The following is a 24,333-nucleotide window of genomic DNA, read 5'->3' as shown; positions in this document are numbered from 1 at the left end:
ATCCGTATGAAAAGCTCTTCCGGACCTCGCCGCAAAAAACTCATCGAACGGACGCCACAAAAAATCCTTGCCATGATCATGGCCGGTGGCAAAGGGGAACGGCTCATGCCGTTAACCGAACAACGAAGTAAGCCGTCCGTGCCATTTGCCGGCACCTATCGTATTGTGGATTTTGTCCTCAGCAATTTTATTAATTCCGGCATCCAGTCCATGTACGTTTTGGTGCAATACCGTTCACAATCCTTGATTGAACACCTGAGAAGGGCCTGGCGCTTTGGTGGCACCAACCGACAAAACTTCATTACGGTCGTCCCTCCTCAAATGAAGGGACGCGGGAAATGGTATGAGGGGACAGCAGATGCCGTCTATCAGAATATTAATCTTATCCAGGATTTTGCGCCAGGATTGGTGGCCGTCTTCGGAGCCGACCATATTTACCGGATGGATGTGCGGCAGATGATCCAATTTCACCTTGACCAGGAAGCGGATGTGACCGTCGCGTCGCTTCCCGTTCCGATTCAGGCGGCAAAGGGGTTCGGAATTGTCGAAGTCAATGCCGACCATCAAATTATCGGATTTGAGGAAAAGCCGGCCTCTCCCAAACCCATGCCTGAAAATTCCGGGATGGCGTTTAGTTCGATGGGAAATTATATTTTTAATGCCGACATTCTTGTAAAAATCCTGGAACAAGATGCCAGTCAAGCCGGCACGCACGATTTTGGTAGGAACATTATTCCGTCGCTCATCAAATCTCACCGGGTCCTCGCTTATGACTTCATGGACAATGTGGTTCCCGGCATCCATCCTTACGAAGAATGGGGGTACTGGCGCGATGTGGGAACCCTGGAGGCCTATTGGCAAGCGAACATGGATATCTTGGGTGAATCGCCGATCCTTGACTTACGAAATGTCAAATGGCCTATTCTGACCGATGCGTCCGTTGAACCCGTTGCCAGTCTGGTCCGATCCCACATGGATGATGCCATGGTCGGCCAAGGCAGCCTTGTCGTAGACAGTACGGTGAAACGTTCCATTATTGGACGCAATGTCAGAATTGGAGAAGGCTGTACCATTGAAGAATCGATTATTCTTGATGGGACACTCATTGGCTCCAATTGCCATCTCCATCGTTGTATCATTGACCGATTTAACATTATCTCGTCCGGAACCAAACTAGGCGACAAACACGGACGAGACAGTCGACGATCCGCAGCCGGGAAGCTCGGCCTCACTCTCTTCCCTCGTGGGCAATCCTATGGCGGACGGGCCATCCATTCCTCACCCTCCTCTTTAACATAAAGGAGGGAGCATGACTCCTCTGCCTCTGCACATTCCGCTCTCGACCTATCGCCTTCAATTTAACGCGTCATTCACATTCCAAGACGCCTCTCGCATCCTCCCGTATTTGTCTCAACTTGGCATTACCGACTGCTACGCCTCTCCCTATCTGAAAGCCACTCCCGGGAGCACCCATGGATACGACGTGGTCGACCCCACGGAATTAAATCCGGAGATCGGGACGGAGGCCGATTACCAGGCATTTATCCAAGCACTCCACCAACACGACATGGGTCAGATACTGGACGTCGTCCCGAATCATATGGGGATAGCCGCATCGACGAATCTTTGGTGGCAGGATGTCTTGGAAAATGGTCCTTCTTCACATTACGCCACATTTTTCGATATTGACTGGACACCGGTGAAACCGGAATTAGAAAACAAGGTGCTTCTTCCCATTCTCGGAGATCAATACGGCATTGTGCTTGAAAACCAGGAAATCATCCTCCACTATGAGGACGGACAATTTTTCCTCACCTACTATGAAAATCGTCTGCCCATTGATCCCTGCACTTGGAGTACCATTCTGACCTTCAGGCAAGACACCCTCAACCAAAGCCTGGAAAATTCTGATCCGCACTTGCATGAATACCAAAGCATTATCACCGCTCTTTCCCATTTACCGGCCAGAACCGAGACGGAAGCCGAGCGTGTTGCCGAACGGTACCGGGAGAAAGAGGTGATCCGCCGCCGCCTCTCCACGGTGATTGCCGACAATTCCACTATTCGCGATTTTCTGCTGGAGAACATTCGGTTACTGAATGGCATGAAGAACTCTCCCCGCACATTCGATGTCCTCGACAGCCTGGTGAGTCACCAAGCCTATCGCCTGGCCTATTGGCGGGTCGCCGCTGAAGAAATAAATTATCGCCGGTTTTTTGACATTAACCAATTGGCGGCCATTCGCATGGAGCAACCGGAAGTCTTCCAAGCGGCCCATAAAAAAATATTTGAATTATTGACATCCGGTGCCGTGAATGGACTGCGAATTGATCATGTCGACGGGCTGTATAATCCAAGAGCCTTTCTGGCCCAATGGCAACAATGGGCGGCTGAAAATTTGAAGGTTCAGGCCGACACCCAAGGCCGCTCCCTCTATCTTCTCGTTGAAAAAATTCTGGGTACAGAGGAACGTCTCACTTCCGATTGGCTGTGCCATGGCACAACTGGATACGACTACCTTGCCCTCGTCAATCAATTATTCATCCAGGAAACCCACCAACGACAGATCGAACAGATCTACAGCCGATTTACCAAACAGTCGCTCCACTATGACGATCTGATCTACGACTGCAAAAACCTCATCATGACCAGTTCCATGTCAGGAGAAATCAATGCCTTGGGGCATCAGCTGAATGTCCTCTCCGAGCGAAACCGGCGCTCACGGGACTTTACGCTCAATAGTCTGATCCACGCGATCCGCGAAATCATTGCCTGTTTCCCGGTATATCGAACCTATATTGGACCCGATCCTCTCGAAGGCGTCCTGGATCGTGATCGCGCGTATATTCGGCTAGCGGTAGCCCGAGCTAAACGGCGCAATCCTGCCATCAGCAACCTGGTCTTCGATTTTATCCGCGATCTCCTCTTGAGAATTCCCCAGAACTCACCGGATCTTGATTGGGAGGTGATTCGCCCTTTTGTTATGAAATTCCAGCAGACAACCAGCCCGGTCACCGCGAAAGGCGTTGAAGATACCGCGTTCTATTGTTACAACCGCCTCACATCGCTCAATGAAGTCGGCGGCGAGCCGCAACACTTTGGGGTCCCGCTTTCAACATTTCACCAATATATGCAGGATCGCGCCACCCAATGGCCGGCAAGTCTCTCCTCCACGTCCACCCATGACACCAAACGCAGCGAGGATGTCCGGGCCCGAATCAATGTGTTGTCGGAAATTCCCAAAGAATGGCGGCACCATCTTCGAACCTGGAATCGGCTGAATAAAAAAGCCAAGCAAACAATCAATGATCAACGGGCACCGAGCTTGAATGAAGAATATTTGATTTACCAGACGCTGCTCGGCACCTGGCCATTGGGTGGTCTCTCTGAACCGGCTCAACCTCAATTCCTGGAGCGCATGCAGGGATATATGGTTAAAGCCTTACGGGAAGCGAAAGTTAACACCAGCTGGTTAAACCCCGACGAAGCCTGGGAAACCGCCGTTGGAGAATTTCTTTCCCGCATTCTTGCTCTCAGGCCTTCAAATGTCTTTCTTCAAGATTTCATCCCCTTTCAACAACGCATTTCCAAATACGGCATCTATAATTCTCTGAGTCAGGTCCTTATTAAAATCCTCGCTCCCGGTGTCCCCGATTTTTATCAAGGTACGGAGCTTTGGGATTTCAGTCTGGTCGACCCAGACAACCGACAACCCGTGGATTATCTCTACAGACAACAACGGCTATCCCAATTACAACATTTGCAACAGACCACTGCTCCTCTCGACCTTGTCCAGACATTATTACAAGATGCGGAAAGCGGCCTGATCAAAATGTATTTGACCACTACCGCGCTTCATATCCGGAAGAGCCACCCCCACCTGTTTCTGGAAGGATCGTATCTGCCCCTGGAATTCAAGGGGGAGCAGGCCCATCATGTGTGCGGATTCATGAGACAAAGTCATTCACATATCTGTTTGGTCATATTTCCACGCCTGTTAACGACTCTCATCCCCGACCAGACCATCAGTCCGCTCGGCGAATCCATATGGGGACAAACTTCGATGCGGCTCCCCCCGGAATTCGCGACACACTCGTTTCGTAATCTTTTGACCCAAGAAATTGTCACTCCACAAAATGGCCTGAGCATGGTAGGATTACCCCTAGGAATGCTTTTTCAACATTTTCCTTTTGCCCTATTGGAGCCCGCCTCATGAATATGAGCAAATTGAACACGGCACACGCTGCGAACCAAGAATCATACTCTGAGCAGTCCACGCCGGAGGGAGGATTAGGCTGGGAGGGACATGTCCATTTTTCTGAAAACGTCCCACTATGGAAACGAGTTTTGGACACATGGCCTGAACTCCGAACGGGCTTATCTTACAGTCTTATCTTTGCCTCTGGAGTTCTCTTGGGAGGAGCCATCATGGCAATGGTCTCATCGAAGAATCAAGAGGACCGGTCATAACACTCAAACAAAGCATTACTAGGGAGGAATATCACGATGGATGAGCATACAACGCAAGGCGACTCATGTTGGGTTAATACATTTGTCTTCATTGCAGGATTTCTATTGGGCGCCGGTAGTGCCATACTCTTAACCCCTGAGGCAGGGACTCACGTGCGTGATCGATTGGCACGAGGTGCGAAGACCGCACAGGACGAATTTTCAGATATGGCTTCTCAAACGAAAGAGGCCGTGCATGCCTGGTCTGAAGAGGCCAGAAAAACCATGAAACAAGCGGCCACGCGAGTCAACTCCGCTGTGGATGCCACCAAACAGGCCGTCAAAACCGACTCCTTCGACGTGTAACTATCGCACCCGCCGCCTAGAAGGGAGGGGGACATCCCCCTTCACCATTCTCAACCTCGCAAGTGCCGGGATCGCTCCATTCCGTTTGTGGCAAGACGAAGGAAGGCTTGCCCCTTCCCATTGTCCAGAATTGAGATTCATGCGAGAGTAGATTCTATGACACCTTCCGAGTTGAACGCCTCCCCACTCACGTATCGGCTTAAGCTGGGCCTCGTCCTCAATGGCATCATCATTCTCGCTGAATTCATCGGCGGTTATGCGATCAATAGTCTTGGGCTAATGAGCGATGCCGGGCACAATTTGATCGATCAAGGCTCTCTCTTGTTAGCCTTGTATGCACATATTCTGGCCACCCAACCCGCCACAGAACATCGGACGTTTGGCTACCACCGCGCTGGAACCATTGCGGCGTTTCTCAATAGCCTTTTGTTAATTTTCACAGGTGGAATTATTGGAGTGTTTGCTCTCAACCGGATGTTTTCACCGGTTGACGTACCTGGCTTTTGGGTGATGGTGATCGCCGGTATCAGCTTGATCGCCAATCTTGCCGTCGCCCTGTTATTGCGTCGTGGAGCCGAAGATGACCTGAATATTCGTGGGGCTTTTCTTCATATGGTGATGGATGCCTGGATGTCTCTTGGCGTCATCATCGCCGGGTTGGGTATCGCCATGACCGGCTTCACCATTTTAGATCCTCTGATCAGTCTGCTCATAGTCATCATTATTATAAAAGGCAGTTGGCCACTCTTTCGTGAGTCGCTGGATATTTTATTGGAATCGACGCCCCCTCACCTCAAAACATCAGATATTGTGGCTACCATTGAAAACGTTCCTGGTGTCAGAAAAGTTCATGATCTGCATATCTGGTCGGTTGAACCCCGCATTGTGATGTTGACGTGTCACGTATTGGTAGACATCGAGGCGGTTCCGGATAAAGATCAACTACTCCAACCCATTCAATCAACACTCTCTTCGCAATTCGGCATTCACCACTTAACCATTCAATTGGAAACCGAATGCCAGGAGCAAGAGGACCTGCATTGCAATCTCAGTTACCTGACGGGCTCAACGGGAGCAGAACCCATACCTCCTCATCTGCATCATCATTAACCAGGAAGAGGCTTCCTTCGAAACACCCGCGTCTTGAGTAAAAATCCCATCCCTCCTCCTAACAGGGCCCCAAGGCCAACCCCGACCAACACGTCTGTAACATAATGCGCACCCAGAAACACACGGGACAATCCAATCAGGCCAAGGAGCGGCCACAATACCCACCCTAGCGCGGGATAGAGCATGACAAGAAAGCTAATAGCCGTGCCTGAGTTCAACGCGTGATTGGACGGCATACTAAAAGCCCCCCCACACCCGACTAATTCATGAATGTGCTCAAGAACCTGGCAAGGCCGTGGACGACCAATCAAGACTTTCAGCTGGCCGCCCAGGAAATCACTCAAGCCGATAAGGAGCCCTAAACAGGGAATCGCGAGTTTGGCTTCGCCCCATTTCATCCACCCCCAATACCCCACGAGCAAGATGCCAGGAATCACCAGATTGCTTTCCTGCGACACCTGAAGCATGAACCAATCCAATCCAGCAAACTGACCGGCCCACCCATTTATCGACGCAAACCATAATTCATCGATATTCATCGTTGTCCCGTACCTAACCCTACTTGTCCTCAGCGGACACGATATCCTGCAAGAAATTAGACGGATATGATACGGTACAGTTTTTTAACAAGAAAGGCCTTTTTCATGCTGATCGATACTCATGTTCATTTGGACGATCCCCGTTATGATCCAGATCGAGACGCCATATTTCAACGTGCCAAGGAAGCCGGTGTTGAAAAATTTGTCACTATTGGATGCGATCTTTCTACAAGTCATGCAGCCGTGCAATTAGCCACAAGCCAATCCAATGTGTATGCCACGATCGGGGTCCATCCCCATGAAGTAAAACGCATTGAGCCCAATTGGTATGCGGAATTCAGGAAACTGGCCCAACAACGAAAGGTCGTCGCCTTCGGCGAAATCGGGCTGGATTATCATTACGATCACTCTCCTCGGGAAACTCAACGCCAACGATTTCGTGAACAAATTGAATTGGCGCAATCACTCTCCCTTCCACTGGTGATTCACACACGTGAAGCGCAAGAGGATACGATGGCCATCCTGCAAGAAGCACATGCCGAAAAGGTGGGTGGCGTCTTTCATTGTTTTTCAGAGGATCTGGCGTTTGCCAAACGTGCCTTAGACCTGGGCTTTCATCTCTCATTTTCAGGAATCATTACCTTTCGCAATGCCTCTCAGTTACATGAAGTGATTCGCACGGTCCCCGATGACCGGTTGCTTATTGAAACCGATGCCCCATATCTGACCCCTGTGCCGTTTCGAGGAAAACGTAACGAATCGTCCTACGTCACCTATGTGGCAGAACAGATTGCGAAAATTAAATATGGTGACACTGACACAGGATTGGCACGAGTAGCCGAACTGACCACCAATAATGCCTGTCAGCTCTTTAAAATTTCTTCATGATCCGATTGCGTTGACGCAACTTCTTGGGAAGTTTTCGTGGATTCCCCTTTTTGTCCTTGGATCGGACCGGCTCCTCATCACTATCCTTTTGGGAAAGTCCGCCTCGGGATCGACTTACCGGTGAGCCTTGAATACCGGAATTACCAAGGCGTGTGACAAATTCTTGAGATCTGATCGAAAACGCCCCAAAAGCTTTTGCAACCGCTATCACTTCAAGATCCGAAGAGACGACTGCAGCCCCTTTCCCATGGCTCCGGATAAAATCCTGAATCACCCCATCTGCCTTTTCACCCTGGCCAGTATAAATCACTGTCACACCATTTCGATGGATGACCTGCCGACTCGCTCCCGATTGTTGCCAGGCATCAAAAACTAGGGTGATCGGATTGTGGAATTTGTGCCCATACAGGCCTACCCGTACAATAAACTCCTCTCGGCGATGCTCCCCCTGTTCAACGACCCGATGGGGCGGGAGGCCCATTGCGCCCAACACATTATATCCATCGATGATCAAATATTTCGGTGCCACTGTGGTTCCTTCATGATGCGATGCATGATTTATCCATAATGATGGAGTCTACCCGCAATAGGACCTGCCTCGAAAGCGCTTCTTCCCTTGACAAGAAGGCGATCTTCTGCGAAAAAAGAGAGGAACGGTTTACTATTCTATGCCTTCCATTCGAATGATATCCCTTTATTCCTGCATCGGCATAGTGTTCCTGTCGGGATCTCTTCCCCTGGCTGGGGGAGCAACAGAAATTCGACCGTTCGCCGGAGATGAAACCCAACCACAGATTCATCTTATTGCCCAATCACCATCGTCAACCTCCATCCGCAATATTCGTGCTCATCGCCATAAAAATTATACCCGTGTTGTATTAGACCTCACTCGTTCTGTCCATCCAGCGCCCCAAGAGCATCAAACGGCCACAACATTTGAATTGGAACTTCCCAACACCAAATTCGCGAATCCTGCCGTTACCAAATCAAGAACAGACTCCCTTCCTTTACAATTGGACCTTTCCACCACTTCTTCCGGATCCATTCTTCTCAGCATACCCATTGAGGGGTGGAAACGCTATAAGTGGTATGTCCTCAAAAATCCTGCTCGCATCGTCCTTGACTTGTATCCCATAACTGAGGCGTCATCTCTCGCCCGTGCGCCGGATAGCAGCATACCGGCTTCTCCAGTGGTTCCTCCGCCAACTCCGCCACCACCTGTCATAAAAAAAGATCTGGTGATCGTGATTGATCCGGGACACGGAGGAAAAGACCCTGGGGCCTTGGGACGCAAAGGCACGAGAGAAAAGGATGTGGTCTTACATGTGGCGAATCATTTGCGAGACCTGCTCGCCAAGGAAAGTTCCACGAAAGTCTTCATGACTCGGGAAACGGATGTCTTCATCGAATTGGAGGACCGGGCAACATTCGCCAATACACACAAAGCGGATCTTTTTGTCTCGATTCACATTAACTCCCATTCCCAGAGTTCCGTGAAAGGTTTGGAATTTTATCATTTTGGTGAAGCCAGTGACCCACGAGCCCTGGCAGTCGCCGCACGGGAAAATGGCACCCCTCTTGAAAAAAATGCCGCACCCTGGCAATTTATCCTTGCCGACAAACTTAACGATAAAAAAATTGACGATTCCCGTGAGTTAGCTTGGACAACCAAAAATTCCCTGGTGAAATTTTTGGATACCTTTTATAAAATTAAGGATCATGGGATCAAAACAGCTCCATTTTTTGTGCTGCGAATGACTACCATGCCCGCCATCTTGGCGGAGATTGCCTTCATCTCCAATCCAACGGAAGAAAAACTTTTACAAAGTTCTACCTATCAAAAGCGAGTGGCCGAGGGTATCTTTAAGGGACTTCAAACCTACATTACCCCCTTACAAACCGCTTCCCGATAGCCGGGACGGTCTCCGCCTTCTTCAATTGACTCCTCTGGCCTCACGCTCCCATAACTACCAGCACACGGTAATCTCATGATTTCCACGCCCATAGCTTTCATGACCCCGAATCCCGTTTCGTCATCCTCCTTCCCCTTCGAATCATGGCTACGGTTAAACTAACAATCGAATATGACGGCACGGCTTACGTTGGATGGCAACGACAACCCAATCAGCCAACCATACAAGCCGCACTAGAAACAGCGCTCACACGCATCACCCAACAACACATTTCTGTCATCGCCGCTGGACGAACCGACGCTGGCGTCCATGCCCGTGGACAAGTCGTCAGCTTTCAAACTGACAGACCCATTCCCATTCATAAGTGGAGACTCGCCATTAATAGCGCCCTTCCGCACGACATTTCTGTCCTGTCGAGTGAAGAGGTTCCTGCATCGTTTCATGCTCGCTATAGCGCAAAAGAAAAATTGTATGAATATCGAATCTCAAGACATCCCGCCCGCCCGGCTATCGATCGTCATCGTGTCTGGCACCTACCCTATGACCTGGATATCCCGGCCATCCGGCAGGCCATGTCTGGATTGATAGGTTGTCATGACTTCACCTCATTTCAAGGCCCACGTGCCAGTACATCGGACCCCATGTGCGTCGTGTCCCAAGTTTCCCTCAGCTCGGATCTCACCTCCCTGATCATTCAGATCCAGGCCAATCGATTCCTGAAGCAAATGGTTCGGGCGATTATTGGCACCCTGACCGAAGTCGGACGACACAAAAGATCACCGGCGTCCATTCAAGATATTCTTCAGGCTAAAGACCGACGGGCTGCAGGAGAAACCGCTCCTCCCCAAGGGCTTTATCTCCTTCAGGTGTTCTACTAGACCCTCACGAGGATTTTAAAAACCCCTGCCATGAATCATGCCGAATGGCCCATCTGCAACGCTTGTCATTCCCGCAATAGGTCACGGACGGCGGAAGCCTTTTAGAATTTTTTTTGATTTAATCCCATTGGTAGCTGACTATTTATCCCTCAGAAGGCCTAAACTTTTTCCAGGGAAAGAAACTACTTACGCCGAAATTCCTGATATAATTAAAAAACGAGATTTCAACCATCTCACCGGATACTTCGTATGAACACTGACTTTGCTCCAGAGTTCAATCATCCAACATTCCGCTTGGCTGTGGCTCAATTTGATCAGGCGGCCCATCATATGAATCTAGACTCAGGCCTTCTCGATCGCCTCAAAGCCCCTCAGCGGTCTCTCTGCGTCAGCATCCCTGTCCGAATGGATAACGGAAAAGTTCAAGTCTTCCGTGGCTATCGAGTGCATCATGATGTAGCCCGCGGCCCCACAAAAGGCGGCATTCGCTATCATCCCGACGTCAGTCTCGGAGAGGTCGCGGCCTTGGCCATGTGGATGACCTGGAAAACGGCGTTAGCGGGGCTACCATTCGGAGGAGCGAAAGGCGGAGTCGCAGTCAATCCTTCCATGCTTTCTCCAGCTGAGTTAGAAGGCGTTACCCGACGCTACATCGCAGAAATTTTTCCATTATTGGGACCCGACAAAGATATTCCCGCCCCGGATATCGGCACGAATCAGCAAGTTATGGGATGGATAATGGATACCTTTAGTCAGCAGGTGGGATTTACCGTCCGTGGGGTGGTCACGGGCAAACCCCTTTCAATTGGAGGCACCCTTGGCAGAGAAGAAGCGACGGGTCGTGGAGTGGTGGATGTAACGTTGGAAGTCCTACGTCATTTTGGTTTGTCCACTTCAGACACGACCGTAGTCATTCAAGGGTTTGGCAATGTCGGATCCCATACTGCACGAATTCTTCATCAGGAAGGCGTAAAAATACTGGCGATCAGCGATCAGTTGGGCGGGTTGTATAATCAAAAAGGTCTGGATATTCCAGGTATTCTCTCTCACCTGGAGACCGAGAAAGCGTCGATTCCTTCTCTTAAACAATTTGGAGAACCCATTTTTAACGAAGACCTACTCCTGCTGCCCTGCCATGTGCTCATTCCGGCGGCAGTGTCTGAACAAATCACCGTCAATAACGCATGGCGCCTTCAATGCCAGTACCTGATCGAGGCAGCTAACGGCCCAACAACTCTTGAAGCGGATGCCATTTTACAGGAACGAGGAATTTTTGTTGTCCCGGATATTCTCGCGAATGCCGGCGGAGTCATTGTCTCATATTTTGAATGGGTACAGGACGCCCAACGATTTTCTTGGCAGGAATCAGATATCCACAGCCGACTCAGGAACATCATCACCGCGGCCTTTCACCGCATACTCTATCATGCCGAGGAGAAAAAACTGACAATGAGAACCGCCGCATTGATCGCAGGAATTGAGGAAGTGGCTCAAGCCCATCAATGCCGAGGGTTATATCCCTGATTCCACGGCCTTCCTGGACCCGTCTGTATGGCATACAGCTTTCTCGACCTGACTGCTGCAATCGTCATGAAGGTTCTCCGGCATAGATTTTCATAACGGTTGAGAGAAATTCAAGAGCCTCCGGTCTCGGCCGTTGAAAAGAATTTCTCCCAATAATGGATCCAAAACCTCCACCGTCCCGTATTCCTCTGGCTTCATCGAAAATTTTCTGATCTTCCCCTTTGGCCCCGCCCGAAAAGATGACAATGCGTCGCCCCTGAAAGGTACTCTGCACCACATGGCGGATACGTTCCGCTGGCGTGCTAATAGGAATCTTTTCGGCCTCGTACACTTTTTTTGCCGCCGCCTGCTCAATATGATTTGAGGGCACCTTCACTTTGACAATGTGAGCCCCGAGTTGGGCCGCAATTTGGGCGGCGTAGGCGACGACATCGATTCCGGTTTCCCCTTCCTTGCTGAGTCCTGCTCCCCGGGGATACGACCACACCACCACCGCCAATCCGTGGGACTTCGCCTCCTGGGCAATTTCCCGCAGATGATTATACATTTCCTGGCTATGGGCAGACCCTGGATATATCGTATATCCCACTGCACAGCACCCTAAGCGTAGTGCATCGTGGACACTCCCGGTAATTGCAGAATTGGGATCCTTGCTTTCAAATAGTGAATCATTATTGTTCAATTTCAGTATGAGTGGAATTTGACCGGCATATTCTGCCGCCCCCGCCTCTAGAAACCCCAGAGGAGCCGCGTAAGCATTACAACCGGCATCAATTCCCAGCTGAAAATGATAGTGGGGGTCATACCCTGCAGAATTGACGGCAAAACTTCTTGCAGGACCATGCTCAAAGCCCTGGTCCACCGGTAGAATCACCAAACGACCGGTCCCGGCCAACCGCCCCGTCATCAACAACCTGGCAATATTTGCAAGAACTCCAGGAACATTACCATCATAATTCCGTAATATTTCTTTGACTCGTGGTGTGATAACGTTGGATCCCTTCACAAAATATCCCTCCCTTTCAACAAAATATTCCCAGCGGTCAGACTTGTTGGGTAGTTTAGAAGACCTCTCCTTCTAAAACAATATAAAGCATTCCCTCGCGTCCATTACAATTCCTTCTCAGATTGTTCCATCTGTTTTCGTAGGGCGATGAGTTCTTGTTCCATCGCATCAAACCGTTCAGCTATCGGATCCGGAATATTGGCATGATCCATGGTTGCTTCAGGCACCCGATCTCCAATGGTTTTAATAATTCTGCCGGGTATCCCAATGACCGTTGAATTCGAAGGCACTGACCGAAGAACCACCGAATTGGCTCCAATTTTGACAAAATCTCCGATCGTGATATTCCCAAGCACTTTTGCTCCAGCTCCAACGACCACATGGTTTCCCAATGTTGGATGGCGCTTACCACGTTCTTTCCCGGTTCCACCCAGCGTCACGCCTTGAAAGAGGGTGACAAAGTCGCCCAGAACAGCAGTTTCGCCAATCACGACCCCCATCCCATGGTCAATGAAAAACCCTCGTCCAATCTGAGCGCCTGGATGAATTTCTATACCGGTCAGCCATCGAGCCAGTTGCGAAATTAACCGCGGAACAATCGGAATGTTTTTCCCCCATAACCAGTGAGCCACCCGATGAGCTAATAATGCATGAAAACCTGAGTAGGCCAGCAAGACTTCCCAGCGACTGGTTGCCGCCGGATCGCGCTCAAAAACCGCATGTAGATCTTCAGTAATTCGTTTAACCCATCGCATACGCCCACCATACGGATATACCCCAAGGAAAAGGAGACGGCATCATTTCATAAAGGCGTGGTGCATTCAATGAGACAAATGGCCATTGTCGCAATGCCTTCTGTCCGCCCGATCATTCCAATTCCCTCTCCACTTTTGACTTTGACATTGACCTGAGAAGGGGAAACCTGCAGCACTTTCGCAAGACTTTCTTGCATCGAGGCCGTATACGGGGCTAATTTCGGTGCCTGGGCTAAAATGACCGTATCCAGATTCACCAGGTAAAATCCTTTATCACGAAGGCATTGTGCAACACTTCCTAGCATAACCAAACTCGAGAGATTTTTGTATTCTGGATTACTACTTGGGTACCGTGTTCCAAGATCTCCTTCTCCCATGGCTCCTAGAATGGCGTCGCAAACGGCATGGGTTAAGGCATCCGCATCGGAATGCCCATCCAGCCCTAGAGAATGGGGGACGACCACGCCACCCAAAATCAGGGGACGGCCTTCCCGGAATGGATGAATATCATAACCTTGACCAACTCTCATATCACATCAAAGACGAGCGAAAAAAATCCATGTAAATGAAGGCTAGCCTGAAATTTCACCTTCGGCTTCCAATCGTTCCCAAAATGGCTTCCCCAAACACCAGATCATCCGGCTTGGTCACTTTTATATTAAAACAACTCCCCTCCACAACGGAAACAGGGTAACCCATCCGTTCAATGAGGGCCGCATCGTCGGTGACGTCCCATTGGTGTTGTTGCGCCTGTTGATGTGCCTCAACCAGCCAGTCATACCGGAATACCTGCGGTGTCTGAATCTGCCAGAGTTCTTCCCTCTTCAGCGTCTCTTGAATGATCCCAGATGCATCAACCCGCTTTACCGTATCATGGATCGGCATTGCCACCACCGCCGCCCCTGTTTTTCCGGCACAATCGATCACATTCCTGACCATGCGTTGGTCAATAAAGGGACGGACACCATCATGAACCAAAACCCCATCGGGTCGGTCGGATATGGCCGCAAGTCCGTTTCTGACAGAATCCTGCCGCCGCGCTCCACCCGCCACCACTTTGGCGACTTTCTCTAGACCAAAAGGTTTCACTATTTCACGCCAGCAATACTCCCGGTCCGAGGCCGGAACGGAGAGAATGACTTCGCAGATCTCCTCGAGTTGTTGAAAAACCTGGAGTGAATGCACTAAGAGAGGCAGATTACCAAGAGTAAGATATTGCTTGGGAGTATTTCCTCCCATGCGGGTACCAAGGCCCGCGGCAGGAATCACCGCCACAACGGAATTAAACACGCGAAAAGCTTAACTCCTCGTGTTCAGTTTCTTCTTTCAGGCGGGTAAAAATCATTCGGCCGGCACTCGTTTGCAGAACACTCGTCACAATCACATCCGCATTTTTGCCGATCCATCGCTTGGCATGGTCAACCACCACCATGGTGCCATCATCTAAATAGGCCACACCTTGCCCGGCCTCTTTCCCTTCTTTCAAAACAAAAACCCGGATCGTCTCACCGGGGAGAACCACCGGTTTCAACGCATTACACAAGTCATTAATGTTCAGCACCCTGACGCCTTGGATCCCGGCCACCTTATTGAGATTAAAATCATTGGTCAGCACCTTTGCATCCATTTGCTTCGCGAGTTCAATGAGTTTTGTATCCACCTCTTTCACATGAGGAAAATCATCTTCTACCAGGTCTACCTTAATGTTGCTGACTTTTTGAAGGACATTTAAAATATCCAACCCTCGTCTCCCACGTGCCCGCTTTAATCCATCAGAAGAATCCGAAATATGCTGTAACTCCTGGAGAATAAAATGTGGAACGACAAGGGTTCCCTCAATAAAGCCCGTTTCGCACAAATCTGCAATCCGACCATCGATGATGACGCTGGTATCCAGCAATTTTTTGATGCGAACCGACTCCGTACCGCCTGTTGTAATGGCTGATGTAGCCCATCCTTCAGTGGCAAATCGTATTCCCATGATTAATCCCCAATAAGGGATTCCTAAAAAAATCACCAAGCTGGCCAAAAGGGTAAAGACGGTATTAGGAGAGCGTGCGACTAATCCGGTCACCGAAGCAATCAACCCCGCCACAAGGAGACCAACAACTAATCCGCCCCCTCCACACACGACAAATGGTAAAGGCGCGGCCTTCAATCGGTGTTCCACAGCCAGAATTATTGCACCAACCCCTGCCCCGATTCCCCCGCCCATGAGCAGAATACCTATTTGGCCCTCGGTTGCTCCCCATGCCAAGGCCATACCTAAGACCACCCCAACGCCTATAAATATCATTCGCAACACCATAGGAGATTCTCCTTCCCTAGATCGGTGACTCAGACCGCAGGAACGCTTCAGCTTTGGTCACATCATCCTGACTGCCAATATATAAAGGGACTCTCTGGTGAAGGGCTTTCGGTATTAGTTGATTGACGGGCTCAACACCCGTACTCCCCATACCACCGGCTTGTTCAACCAAAAATGATAAGGGTGCGGCTTCATACATGAGCCTCAATTTTCCCTCAGGGTTTTTCTGCTCTCCCGGATACATATAGAGACCACCCTTGCACAACACACGATGCACATCAGCCACAAAACACCCGGAATAACGGCTGGTGTATGGTCTGCCTGTCTGAACATCGACTTCGTGAAGATAGTCAAGAAATTGCTGAGTGCCGGCAGACCATTTTTGGTAATTACCTTCATTCACACTATAAATTTTCCCATGCTTGGGAATTTGAATATTTTTGGCTGAGAGGAAAAACTCCCCGGCCTCCTGATCCAACGTGAATTGGTGCACACCATGGCCGCAGGTATACACTAAAAGCACACTCGATCCATACAAGACATATCCGGCAGCCACCTGATCGCACCCTTTTTTTCGCAAAGCATCTTCAGAAGTTGGGAAACCCTCAACGGAAAGGCGGTGAATGGAAAAAATGGACCCTAAAGACGCGTTGACATCAATATTAGACGAGCCATCCAAAGGATCCAAAAAGACCGCATACCGTCCTTGACCATCGGCTTCTTTGATGAGGTAGGGCTTTTCCATTTCCTCTGAAACCAGCGTACTCACCAGTTCCATGTGCTCAAACACATCCAAAAATATCTGATTGGCCCGTTCGTCCAACTTTTGGACCTCTTCGCCTTGCACATTAATTAACCCCGTAGAACCCAGGAATTGACTCAACCCGGCTTTTCGAAGATCCTGGGCAATGAGTTTCCCGCCCAGTGCAATTTGCATGATGATGCGGGAAAATTCACCGGAGGTTCCAGGAATAGGGGCTTGCTCACGGAAGGTATGTGTCGATAAGGAAAAACGCGGAGTCATCAATCATGATCCATAGACGATACTAGAGGTTTTTCATTATATGCTTTTCCGCATAAAGGAGCAACGCACGTTCGAGAGAAAATCGCGTTTCGGTCGGAAAGAAATATTCTCACGAATAAATCCCGCTGGCATATTAAACGCCGAGCTTTTATGGTGATGGATACCACAAAAGTTCCTGATCGAATTGACGACGCCTTCACCAGAAGGGGTTGAGAATGCCCACAGACACGATCTGAAATAAAAAGGTCAATAATTCGGGGAGAGCTTAGGTGGTGAGATCTACCGTGGCTTCAGAAAGTTGTCCTTCCAGGTAGGCCTGAATTTGAGTGAGATGAGTGTGGGAAGAGGCTTCAAAGCGAAGGACCAATGCTGGTTGAGTATTCGAGGCTCGAATCAGGCCCCATCCTTCGTCAAAACGGACACGAATGCCATCAATGGTAATGATGTCACGAATGGGCAAAACTGATGTCTTCGAATTTTGCGTGTTAGCCGCATGCATCAAACGGATTTTCACCATTTCGACTAATGAAAATTTTTGATCATCCGGACAATCTACTCGAATTTCAGGAGTCACCACCGTTTGAGGAATATCAGCCAACAGCGAAGACAGGGGCTTCTTCCGTTTCACAAGAATTTCGATAAGCCGACAAGAAGCATAAATGGCATCGTCATATCCATAGTACCGATCGGCAAAAAACAGGTGACCCGACATCTCCCCGGCAAGCAACGCCTTTTCCTCTTTCATTTTGGCTTTGATGATGGAATGTCCCGTCTTCCACATAATACCCCGTCCACCCTGTTTTTGAATATCGTCATACAACCCCTGAGAGGCTTTCACCTCTGAAATAATGGAACACCCTGGATGATCATCCAGCACATCCCGGGCAAAAAGGAGTAATAACCGGTCACCCCACATAATCTGCCCCTGTTCATCAATGACGCCAATTCGGTCGGCATCACCATCGTACCCGATTCCCACATCAGCCCCGGTTTCTTTGACCATCTTAATCAGGTCCTTGAGATTATCCAGCACAGTGGGGTCCGGATGATGGTTGGGAAAATGACCATCTAAATCGCAATACAATCCGGTCACATCGCATCCCAATTGTTCCAAAGCTTCTTTGGCAAACAGAGACGCCGCCCCATTTCCGCAATCAATCACAACCCGAAGTCCCTGGGCTTTCAGAGAAGAAAAATGTTCTTGTAAAAATTTGAGATATTCCGGAATGATGGTTTGCGTTAACACCGTTCCTGACCCGGATGCGAACTCGCCGCTCTCATAAATTTCCTGTAATTTCTGTATATCAGCCCCGTACAGTGCTTCCCGGCCTATACACATCTTAAACCCGTTATACTCAGCTGCATTGTGACTGCCGGTAATCATGATACCCCCGTCGACATCACAGGAAAACAAAGAAAAATACAGTAAGGGGGTCGCACATAGGCCAAGATCAAGTACATTAATCCCTGAACGAGTCAGGCCGGCAACAAGATGATCCCGAAGTGCTGATGAAGTTAAACGGCCATCCCGCCCCACCGCGATATTGTAGACACCGCGTGCTCTAGCCAGGGTCGCATAGGCACGGCCGATTCGTTCAACCACATCAGGACCTAAATCGTGTGCAACAATCCCGCGAATATCATATTCCCGAAAAATTCCCATCCGGCTGTCTTTCCTTCTGAATCCTACCTACTGGGTCGTAATCGACCAAAATCGTCCTGAAGTCGAACGATATCATCTTCTCCAAGGTAGGGACCATTTTGAATTTCAATAATCTCTAAAGGGATCTGCCCGGGATTTTCTAAACGATGCGGCGTTTCCTTGGCTATCCCAGTACTCATTCCGGCTTGCAAGTCGTAGACTTCTTCGCCACGAGTCACCCGGGCCGTCCCTGCAATGACCACCCAATGCTCACTGCGTTGATGATGGAGTTGAAGGGAAAGCCGTTTTCCAGGTGCGACTTCAATACGTTTAACTTTGTAACCTTTACCCTCTTCCATGACGGTATAGGAACCCCAAGGACGATGCACGGTTCGATGTTCTAAATGTTCAGGGGCGCCCTGTCGCTTCAACAGATTGACAATAGCTTTGACATCTTGCGCACGATCTTTCGGACAGACCAGGGTGGCATCGGGCGTATCCACCACCACCATATTGTCGAGGCCAATTGTTGCTACGACCCTTCGATCCGCAAACAGCACCGAATCGCGGCTTCCCAGATCTATAATATTTCCATTCCGGACATTTCCATCTTTATCCAAAGGCACCACTTCTTCCAGGCTGCTCCAACTCCCCACATCCGACCAACCAAAGTCTATCGGTATCACCACGCTTCGAGAAGAATGTTCCATCACCGCATTGTCAATAGAAAGCGATTCGACTTTTGCATAGACCTTCCGAAGGTGGGAGGGAAAATCCTCACTTCCCATCTTGTCTTGTAAACCATTCAACAATTTGGATAACGCCGGTTGGTGAAAGGCTAATTCTGATAAAATTTGAGAAGCTTTCCAGACAAAAATACCGCTATTCCAAAAATAATTTCCAGATCGAAAGTATCGTTTGGCAGTTGGGAGGTTCGGCTTTTCAACAAAGCGAGCCACCGAATACCCGATGAAGGGGCCCTTGGCTCCAACCCTCATTCGCCTCAAAGGCTGAATATAGCCATACCCTGTTTCAGGACGAGTCGGCTGAATCCCAAACGTGACCAGATGCCCACCCATCGCCAATTCACTGGCAAATTGCACGGCTCGCATAAATTTTTTGGAGGCCTTCACGACATGATCTGCCGGCACCACCACCATCACGGCTTCAGGATCTTGATGTATCAATTGTAGGGCCGCGAGAGCGATCGCCGGTGCCGTATTTCTTCCTTCCGGCTCAAGGATGACATTCCCAGCAATGTCATCTTTCCACTGATTGAGTTGAAGTTTGATGGATTCCGCTTGAACGGCGTTGGTGACAATGGCCATCCGATTCGCGGGGATATTCTGTAATAGACGCTCAAACGTCTGTTGAAGGAGGGTTCCTTCTCCCAAAATTCTCAATAATTGCTTAGGAAATCGTTCCCGGCTCAACGGCCAAAACCGGGTACCACTCCCCCCGGCCAAAATCACTCCATAGACATGAGGATTCATGTTCGGTCCCTCTCCTCCAGTCGTTTCAAACAGTCAATGGACCCAATACAAGACCATACTCAAATAACAAAGGTTAAAAGCTCATAAGAAAGATTATCGGAATATGCCATTTAAAAATCCACTAAATACTTGTAGGGCTACTAAGAGCCTTTTGCAGCCAAAATTCTATCGATTATTTCTCGAACAGCTCCCTCACCTCCATTTTTTTTGCAGACATAATGCACAACCTGACGGACTTGCGCTACACAATCCGCGGGAGCTGCGGCGTATCCCACCGTTTTCAGGGCCTCCACGTCATTCACATCATCCCCAATGTAGGCCATCTGTGAAAAAGGAATCCCGTACTTTTCAGACAAATGGCGCAAAATGGCCACCTTATCTTTGGCACCTTGAAAGACTTCGGGAATGCCTAATTTCTTTCCTCGGCGAGCGACAATTCTGGTGTTTTCCATGGTAATGATAGCCGTGATTACCCCTTGGGCTTGTAAGAGCTTAATCCCCATACCATCACGCGTATGGAACTTTTTCAATTCTTCTCCCGATTCCCCATAGTACATGCCGGCATCGGTCAGAACCCCATCCACATCCGTTGCAAATAATCTCAGCTCTTTGAACACTTTCTCTGGTCTAATTACCGACCGTGGAGAATCAATCTTTTTTTTGAGAAGACGTACTGTTTTTGCCCCTTTGGATTTGGATAAAGAAGCGATTGCGTGGTTTTTTCTCACCTGTTCATTTCTACCTTTCTCATTCACAATTCATAGGGCAATCCTAAGCATACGCTTAAGTTTAAGGCAGGCCTTCCGTTAAGACCACAGGAAGGATAAAATTCGTAGGCAGCCAAATTTAACAATCAATCGACCGTTTTTATTATTTCCATAATCCAGTTTTGTAAAACCGACTTAAACAAGGTTTATCTGTGATTTGTTATTTTCGATTCCTCATGATCTTAGCTCTTTGTTCCAGTCTTCTTTCCTGTTCATCCCCCCAATCTCAGCAAAGACTGGACACTGTACTATGTTGGCTACGCCCATCTTGCCTTCCCTCAGAGCTCCCATCCCCCAGCGAAAACCTACCTCAAGCCGATACAGCCTCAGAGCCAACTCACGCAGTCGTTTCCTCAGATGGGTCTCAACCCCTATCTCCGCAGGTTTCGTCTTTTGAAATAAGAGATGCCTCGAACTGTCTCACATCTGCCCAAATCACCGTTACGGCATCAAATCCTGTTGTCAGCATTTCGTATATTGAACCCACAACAAAAGCCAACGGCCAGGCATTAACCAATCTTGCCAAGACTACCATTTACCAGGATATAGGAAAAGGATTACTCAAATATAAAGAGATCAGGGCGACCAATCCCAAAGGAGGGGGAACCATTCGAGAAAAAGTTTCGTTCAGCCTTAAACCGGAGGAAACCATTCAGGCCACAATTTGCATAACCGCAACGGATACAAATGGCCAGGAGAGTTAAGCTTGTAGAGGCGGAATCCCCAATTTCCTGAGCCTCATTCAACACGGAGAAGCCAGGAGAGCGGTGTGCAGATGAGTAGCGGGAGGTCATGTGCTGAAAATGACTTCATAAAGCTTTCTCGTATTATCACGGTTTGAGAATAAACCCTTGTCGTTCCATACACTCACCTATTTCCAATCCCTGGGTAACCGAATCTCTCTTCCAATCACTCCCCTGTTCTGCAGAAACCCTCGCAACACAGGCTGAATGCGTTTCAATTGGATCCGCAACTCCTCCCTCAGTGGAAACCCACTCCCCTTGTAGGCAGTCTCCATAGGGATGGCAAATACGATCCGCACGAGTGGAACCATGGTTTGGATGATAATACGATTCCCATATACTACACCCCCCCAGAAAAAAAACACTCAGAAACATCACGAGGGCTCCTCCCGCCCATCTTTGCCAAATCATTGCTTTGCTACTCTCCCAAAAGTCCCAGCCATATTGTGAACCAAACCACAGACTCCATTCTTTGGTATCTCTATCGGATAGCCTGAGCTAAGAAATTAGGCCATTCGTTCATCCTATCCAGTGCAGGGGCATTCACCCTCTCAATTGATTTTTTATTCGCCTTAAAAGGTCAAGATTCAGGGTCTCACCGCTGCTTCTTTTAAATCTGATCTTGAACCCAGGCCTCCAATAATCCCATATATTCATGATAAGCCAATTCGGCAAGGCGCACTCCAGAGGAACTCGGGAAAAAGTTCACTAAAGACCAAAACTGCATAGGAGGAACCCATTGTCCTGTGGAAGCCGGAATTGGAAATAGACCCTGTTTCTCGAATAATTTGACCGCACGTGGCATGTGGAAAGCACTTGTCACCAAGATAAAAGGCTCATCATGGACGATATCCCGAACATACAGAGGATGGTCCTTGGTATCACGGGATTCAACCTCCAGAACCATATCTGCCCGATTGACCCCTAATTCCTCGGCAACTCGACTCATTGTGGTCGCTTCAGGAGACCCCTCAAACCCCGTCCCGCCTGTCAGAATGATTTTACTTCCGGGGAGCATGCGATGAAGCCGAATGCCTTCCATTAATCGAACACGGGAATGATGAGACACTCGAAGCTGATAAGGCAACGTGGCATCTCCTGCAGTGCCGCTGGCCAGGACAACAATCCATTTCAGGGATTCTTGTGTATTTGTGATATTCCCAGAAGTCAGCACCTGGGAAAGATTAATAGGAGGATATTGGGACTCCAACGTACGTATGATACGCCCTGAGATTCCTTCATAACCGCTGATGACAAGCAGAATGAATCCCAGGGAGACCAGGACTTTCCCAAGATATTGCTTGCGGGAAAAATACAAAAAGACCAGCCCGCAAACTATGATCTCTATACACAGAGAGAGAGGAGAAAAAAATGAGGCCAGAATCTTTTTAAGACTGAGCATCAAATGTTCCATTCCTCCTATCGATATTGATGATTGGAAAACTCCCCCAATACTTTTCGTGGCACAGATCGACGATTATACGAATTTTTCCATTTTTTTTTCTTGGTTGACACAAGGTGGATTGGCCCGGAGCCAGCATCATTCGCGTCGAGCATGAGGCCCAAAACAACCATGATCTCTCCACGGGATGGGTGCGCGAGGCGATGATCAAAGCGACTCACTGCGGGGGAAAAAAGCAATGGCTGTCCCGGGTTTCAATGGAAGAAAACTTTTGGTAGCAGGATCGATACAGTGCCACCCTGAGAGGGGGTACCTACCGCGCAAATCGGAGGTAAGAAAAAAGAATATCGGATTAGGGCGAAGACTCCGAGCAGGAAAGAACCAGCCCTTTTTGGTGTTTTTTGAAATCCTGGATAGAGACATCAAGGCTTCGTTGCGCAACAAGAATATCTTTCAGTAGATTTCCTTGGGGGGATTGATGAGTCACACAATGAATCTCTCCCCCTTGAAAACCACGACGGCTCCGCCTGCATCCATCAAATTCTTTGGGAGCATGCCGGAGACTAAATTTAGCTTCTTGCAATTGGTCATGCTTCCGGACGACCTGCTCCTGGGCAGCCCTCAAAAGGGAGACAGCCTCGGTACAGGAAAAATCCCATACTTCCGAGAAAGCGGACGAGGGAAGCAACAGGAAGAACCAGATTATTAAGGACCAAACCCGCATAGACATCCTCCTCATCTTGAGGAAAAGGGCAAAAATATTGTTGAGAGACTTGCAAATTTTCTCCCAAAATATCCCGCGGTTTTGACCCCTTCAATAACCTAAAAGGATGGACGGCCATGATGGACCAGTCATATGAGTTCAAAAAGACGTCCTCTTACACACATAATTTATGTGGAAATTTTACAGTATTACTTCAACACGAAGTGAGCCCGTCTATTCTTTTGAAAACATTCACGAGTGGGTTGAAGACAAAACGGTTCATTTTTTCCCAAGCTTAGGATTCGAATAGATGAGGCGTTCACACCTAAATCCACCAGGTAATTCTTCACCGCCATCGCGCGACGCTCACCCAGGATGAGATTATATTCTTCGGTTCCACGCTCATCACAATGCCCTTCAATCAGGACGGTACGAGTAGCGTGCCGATTCAGAAGTATTTCCGCGTTCTGCATCAGGATAGGAACAGCCTCACTCCGGATATAATATTGGTCGTAATCAAAAAAAACATCTTCCAACGTCGAGGGGAGAAGGGAAGGATTGGCAGTTTGAGAACTGATGTCATTTGTTGCCGGCGGGATTTCTGATATTTGAGGTTGGGAAACGATTGGAACAGAGGGTTCCGGTTGGGGCACAGAAACGGCAGGGGCATTCACCACCGACGCAGGAGAGGAATCGGGAGACTCCTCGACTGGCTCGGCACTGTGGCTGAAGATGGATACATGATGCCAGGAACTACACCCGCTCAGAATGGCAACCAACAGCCCAAGGATCGCATATTTTCCCTGAAACAACTTCCTCAATG

Annotated in this window: 22 protein-coding genes; 8 read left to right on the top strand and 14 right to left on the bottom strand. The window is 49.0% G+C overall.

From position 1 onward, the window contains the following. Nucleotides 1-6 precede the first annotated feature (6 nt). The 4 genes from glgC (at nt 7) to PQG83_RS03890 (ending at nt 5,925) form a co-directional block, all read left to right on the top strand. On the top strand, nt 7-1,299 hold the full coding sequence (glgC, locus tag PQG83_RS03905) for a glucose-1-phosphate adenylyltransferase (protein ID WP_312747000.1): 1,293 nt from the start codon (nt 7-9) through the stop codon (nt 1,297-1,299). A 10-nt stretch (nt 1,300-1,309) separates the two neighbouring features. Beyond that, on the top strand, nt 1,310-4,216 hold the full coding sequence (gene treY, locus PQG83_RS03900; protein WP_312746998.1) for a malto-oligosyltrehalose synthase: 2,907 nt from the start codon (nt 1,310-1,312) through the stop codon (nt 4,214-4,216). Between the two features lie 290 nt (nt 4,217-4,506). Continuing rightward, nucleotides 4,507-4,815 (top strand): YtxH domain-containing protein, encoded by a 309-nt coding sequence (locus PQG83_RS03895; RefSeq protein WP_312746995.1) that lies wholly within the window; start codon nt 4,507-4,509, stop codon nt 4,813-4,815. Between the two features lie 156 nt (nt 4,816-4,971). Continuing rightward, the gene (locus PQG83_RS03890) at nt 4,972-5,925 is read left to right on the top strand and encodes a cation diffusion facilitator family transporter (protein ID WP_312746992.1); all 954 of its coding nucleotides are present in this window, start codon (nt 4,972-4,974) and stop codon (nt 5,923-5,925) included. Here PQG83_RS03890 and PQG83_RS03885 read toward each other — a convergent pair. Further along, entirely contained in the window at nt 5,922-6,464 is a 543-nt protein-coding gene (locus tag PQG83_RS03885; protein WP_312746990.1) for a phosphatase PAP2 family protein, read from the bottom strand. The genes PQG83_RS03890 and PQG83_RS03885 overlap by 4 nt on opposite strands. Nucleotides 6,465-6,569: 105 nt before the next feature. On the opposite strand from PQG83_RS03885, the gene PQG83_RS03880 reads away from it, so the two are divergent. Next, entirely contained in the window at nt 6,570-7,352 is a 783-nt protein-coding gene (locus PQG83_RS03880) for a TatD family hydrolase (RefSeq protein WP_312746988.1), read from the top strand. Here PQG83_RS03880 and PQG83_RS03875 read toward each other — a convergent pair. Continuing rightward, on the bottom strand, nt 7,336-7,881 hold the full coding sequence (locus PQG83_RS03875) for an NYN domain-containing protein (RefSeq protein WP_312746986.1): 546 nt from the start codon (nt 7,879-7,881) through the stop codon (nt 7,336-7,338). The two genes, PQG83_RS03880 and PQG83_RS03875, sit on opposite strands and share 17 nt — an antisense overlap. 139 nt (nt 7,882-8,020) lie before the next feature. Here PQG83_RS03875 and PQG83_RS03870 point away from each other — a divergent pair, with 139 nt between their 5' ends. From PQG83_RS03870 to PQG83_RS03860, 3 genes are all read left to right on the top strand, one after another. Continuing rightward, complete coding sequence (locus PQG83_RS03870; RefSeq protein WP_312746983.1) at nt 8,021-9,265, top strand: N-acetylmuramoyl-L-alanine amidase family protein; 1,245 nt, start codon at nt 8,021-8,023, stop codon at nt 9,263-9,265. Between the two features lie 143 nt (nt 9,266-9,408). Beyond that, nucleotides 9,409-10,143, top strand: a complete 735-nt coding sequence (gene truA, locus PQG83_RS03865; RefSeq protein WP_312746980.1) for a tRNA pseudouridine(38-40) synthase TruA — start codon at nt 9,409-9,411, stop codon at nt 10,141-10,143. A gap of 249 nt (nt 10,144-10,392) precedes the next feature. Continuing rightward, complete coding sequence (locus PQG83_RS03860) at nt 10,393-11,667, top strand: Glu/Leu/Phe/Val family dehydrogenase (protein ID WP_312746978.1); 1,275 nt, start codon at nt 10,393-10,395, stop codon at nt 11,665-11,667. A 64-nt stretch (nt 11,668-11,731) separates the two neighbouring features. On the opposite strand, the gene PQG83_RS03855 is transcribed toward PQG83_RS03860, so the two are convergent. The 12 genes from PQG83_RS03855 to PQG83_RS03800 all read right to left on the bottom strand — a co-directional run bounded on the left by PQG83_RS03855 (nt 11,732) and on the right by PQG83_RS03800 (nt 24,331). Next, nucleotides 11,732-12,655: a class I fructose-bisphosphate aldolase gene (locus tag PQG83_RS03855; RefSeq protein WP_376753568.1), complete on the bottom strand. Its 924-nt coding sequence runs from the start codon at nt 12,653-12,655 to the stop codon at nt 11,732-11,734. A 122-nt stretch (nt 12,656-12,777) separates the two neighbouring features. Beyond that, the gene (gene cysE, locus PQG83_RS03850; protein WP_312746973.1) at nt 12,778-13,428 is read right to left on the bottom strand and encodes a serine O-acetyltransferase; all 651 of its coding nucleotides are present in this window, start codon (nt 13,426-13,428) and stop codon (nt 12,778-12,780) included. A 47-nt stretch (nt 13,429-13,475) separates the two neighbouring features. Further along, nucleotides 13,476-13,958: a 2-C-methyl-D-erythritol 2,4-cyclodiphosphate synthase gene (ispF, locus tag PQG83_RS03845; protein WP_312746971.1), complete on the bottom strand. Its 483-nt coding sequence runs from the start codon at nt 13,956-13,958 to the stop codon at nt 13,476-13,478. A gap of 55 nt (nt 13,959-14,013) precedes the next feature. Next, nucleotides 14,014-14,718: a 2-C-methyl-D-erythritol 4-phosphate cytidylyltransferase gene (gene ispD, locus PQG83_RS03840; protein WP_312746968.1), complete on the bottom strand. Its 705-nt coding sequence runs from the start codon at nt 14,716-14,718 to the stop codon at nt 14,014-14,016. Beyond that, nucleotides 14,711-15,736: a PIN/TRAM domain-containing protein gene (locus tag PQG83_RS03835; protein ID WP_312746966.1), complete on the bottom strand. Its 1,026-nt coding sequence runs from the start codon at nt 15,734-15,736 to the stop codon at nt 14,711-14,713. The genes ispD and PQG83_RS03835 overlap by 8 nt, the downstream gene beginning before the upstream one ends. Before the next feature lie 16 nt (nt 15,737-15,752). Then, a complete protein-coding gene (gene fbp / locus PQG83_RS03830; protein WP_312746964.1) occupies nt 15,753-16,760 on the bottom strand; it encodes a class 1 fructose-bisphosphatase in 1,008 nt (335 codons plus the stop codon). Nucleotides 16,761-17,025: 265 nt separating this feature from the next. Then, on the bottom strand, nt 17,026-18,423 hold the full coding sequence (locus PQG83_RS03825) for a phosphomannomutase/phosphoglucomutase (protein WP_312746962.1): 1,398 nt from the start codon (nt 18,421-18,423) through the stop codon (nt 17,026-17,028). A gap of 23 nt (nt 18,424-18,446) precedes the next feature. After that, nucleotides 18,447-19,895, bottom strand: coding sequence for a mannose-1-phosphate guanylyltransferase/mannose-6-phosphate isomerase (locus PQG83_RS03820; protein WP_312746959.1), 1,449 nt, complete (start codon nt 19,893-19,895; stop codon nt 18,447-18,449). A gap of 140 nt (nt 19,896-20,035) precedes the next feature. Then, entirely contained in the window at nt 20,036-20,623 is a 588-nt protein-coding gene (locus PQG83_RS03815) for a KdsC family phosphatase (protein WP_312746956.1), read from the bottom strand. A 1,392-nt stretch (nt 20,624-22,015) separates the two neighbouring features. After that, nucleotides 22,016-22,807, bottom strand: coding sequence for an ElyC/SanA/YdcF family protein (locus tag PQG83_RS03810; RefSeq protein WP_312746953.1), 792 nt, complete (start codon nt 22,805-22,807; stop codon nt 22,016-22,018). Between the two features lie 352 nt (nt 22,808-23,159). Continuing rightward, nucleotides 23,160-23,531, bottom strand: coding sequence for a hypothetical protein (locus PQG83_RS03805; protein ID WP_312746950.1), 372 nt, complete (start codon nt 23,529-23,531; stop codon nt 23,160-23,162). 188 nt (nt 23,532-23,719) lie between these two features. Then, nucleotides 23,720-24,331: an OmpA family protein gene (locus PQG83_RS03800; RefSeq protein ID WP_312746948.1), complete on the bottom strand. Its 612-nt coding sequence runs from the start codon at nt 24,329-24,331 to the stop codon at nt 23,720-23,722. Between the last annotated feature and the right edge of the window lie 2 nt (nt 24,332-24,333).

This window comes from Candidatus Nitrospira neomarina, assembly GCF_032051675.1.
In the GTDB taxonomy this organism is placed as follows: Bacteria; Nitrospirota; Nitrospiria; order Nitrospirales; family UBA8639; genus Nitrospira_E; species Nitrospira_E neomarina.
The sequence above is the reverse complement of the archived record's forward strand: the minus strand, read 5'-3'. Positions and strand labels throughout refer to the sequence as shown.